Annotated in this window: 3 protein-coding genes; all 3 read left to right on the forward strand. The window is 46.3% G+C overall.

The genetic code is table 11. From position 1 onward, the window contains the following. Positions 1 to 418 (forward strand): phage minor head protein (locus B4K20_RS01040; protein WP_289281556.1); only part of this gene is annotated, 418 nt, incomplete at its 5' end. Beyond that, positions 418 to 1,521 carry a DUF2213 domain-containing protein gene (locus B4K20_RS01045; protein WP_289281557.1) on the forward strand — a complete coding sequence of 368 codons (1,104 nt, stop codon included), beginning with the start codon at positions 418 to 420 and terminating at the stop codon, positions 1,519 to 1,521. The genes B4K20_RS01040 and B4K20_RS01045, both read left to right, overlap by 1 nt. Before the next feature lie 2 nt (positions 1,522 to 1,523). After that, complete coding sequence (locus B4K20_RS01050; RefSeq protein WP_289281558.1) at positions 1,524 to 2,021, forward strand: structural cement protein Gp24; 498 nt, start codon at positions 1,524 to 1,526, stop codon at positions 2,019 to 2,021. The last annotated feature ends 108 nt before the right edge of the window (positions 2,022 to 2,129 follow it).

A 2,129-nucleotide genomic window follows, 5' to 3' on the forward strand; every position in this document is an offset into this window, starting at 1 on the left:
GCAATATTTAAACAACGTTGCAAACACTGTCTTAACGGGCATGAGGAATGGTGTGCTAGCTCGTGATATTGCCAAACAGTTATCTGATGACTATGGCGTAACTCAGCGTCGAGCCCGATTCATTGCCCGCGATCAAACCGCCAAAGTTAACGGCGAGATAGATAAGCGGCGTCAAGTTGATGCTGGCTTTGAATATTTCCAATGGCTGGATAGTGATGATGAGCGAGTAAGGCATAAGCACCGCTTAATTGCTGACAAGAAAACCAAGTACGGCAAAGGCGTTTACAGGTGGGATGACCTACCAAAGAACGATAAAGGCGAAACGATACAACCTGGCTCTGATTTTGGGTGTCGCTGCACAGCACGAGCCAAAACAACAGAATCAGTTGAGAAGTATATGAACAGGAAAAGCAGCTAATGACACGCATAACCGTTCAAGACAAAAGCACGTTTAAGGTGACTCATCGAGAGTTTACCGATGAAGGTTTTTTAAAAGTACCCGGGCGTGTAGCCAAAACAGGCACGCAACAGTACACACGCAAGGAATTACAGCTTGATGGCGATCCAAATGCGATCGTGACTGTTTATCGCCCAGAAGACGAAGTATTCAAAGCTGAATCGCTCGACAGCTATAACGGTGCAGACATTACCATTCGTCACCCTGGCGAATTAGTTAACGCCAAAAACTACAGCCAAACATCAAAAGGCATTGTCCGTGGCGCTGGTCGTCGTGATGGTGACTTCGTATTAGCTGACTTAGTCATCAAAGACCAAGCAGCCATCGACGACATTAACGCCGGTAATGCTGAGCTATCAGCAGGCTACACAGCAGACTATGTAGAACAAGAAGGAACCGCTCCAAACGGAGAGACTTACCAGTATGTGCAGCGTGACATCAAGATTAATCACGTTGCAATAGTGCCTATGGCACGAGCAGGACGGCAAGCCCGTATTTTTGACAACCACCAACAAAGAGAAATGACCATGACACACAAAATCGTTTTAGATTCTGGTCGATCTGTTGATGTAGAGGACGAGGCAACGGCTCTGCTCGTTACTGATGCATTCGACAGATTGAACAAAGAGGTTACTGACTCCAAAGCTGAGATTGAACGCCTGAAGGCCACAATCGACGCCAAAGATGAAGAAATCAAAACACTTAACGTTAAATCCTCAGACGAAGAGCTAAAAACTCGCGTCGAACGGATTGCAAAAGTAAAAGACGCTGCTCTAAAAATTGTAGGCGATCAATTCACCACTGACTCAGTAGACGATGTGGAAATTATGCGATCTGCAATGCAAGCAGTACGTCCAGCAACAGACTGGAAAGATAAATCACCTGAATACATTCAGGCTTCTTTCGATATGGCGCTGGAATCGGCTGAAAAATCACCTGAAAACAAAGCAAAAGAGCAGTATCGCCGCTTAGCTGAAGATGGTGAACGAGGCCAGCAATTAACCAATGACGCATACGAAGACTACAAAGAGCGTATGTCCAAACCAAGCGCACAGGAGGCTTAATCATGGCTGTACAAGGCGGATATGCAATTAACCATAACAAAGCCCTTGCAGGCATGATGGTTGATTCACAAAGAAACAACACTGTATCAAAACTCAACACTACCGACGCAACCGTGCCTTATGGCGTGGCTGTTGCTCGTGATGGTGAAGAAGGTTTTGAACTGTTAACCGATAGTTCTGTTATCGCTGATGTTGTCGGCGTGCTTCGTCGTGAAATGAATCGCGCTGTAGCGGATGGCGACATTCACGGTGTTCCAACAAAACGTGATGGCAGCGTATTAACCGTAGGCACTATTTACGTCCCTGTTATTGCAACAGTAACAGCAGGTCAAGCGGCTTACGTTGTGATCGGTAACGGTACTGACTTAGATACAGTCGGTCACTTTTCAAATGCAGCAGGCACGGGTGCTACTACAGCGATTGCAATGCCTAATGCGAAATTTATCAGCGGTGCTGCTTCTGGCGGTTTAGCTGCATTATCAATTGTCGTAGGAGGCTAAACATGGGACACAAAACCGTTACGCTTGATCGTGACTTGCCAGCATTGGGTCTGGCTAAAGGCGCGGTGTTAAGCTTTGATGAAAATATTCGCACGATGGATGATGGTG

Origin of the sequence: Methylophaga sp. UBA5088, assembly GCF_002414625.1 — a bacterium.
Taxonomy (GTDB): Bacteria; Pseudomonadota; Gammaproteobacteria; order Nitrosococcales; family Methylophagaceae; genus Methylophaga; species Methylophaga marina.

Coding starts and splice junctions, on each gene's coding strand:
- B4K20_RS01045 (WP_289281557.1), top strand. CDS start 418: ATGACACGCATAACCGTTCAAGACAAAAGCACGTTTAAGGTGACTCAT.
- B4K20_RS01050 (WP_289281558.1), top strand. CDS start 1,524: ATGGCTGTACAAGGCGGATATGCAATTAACCATAACAAAGCCCTTGCA.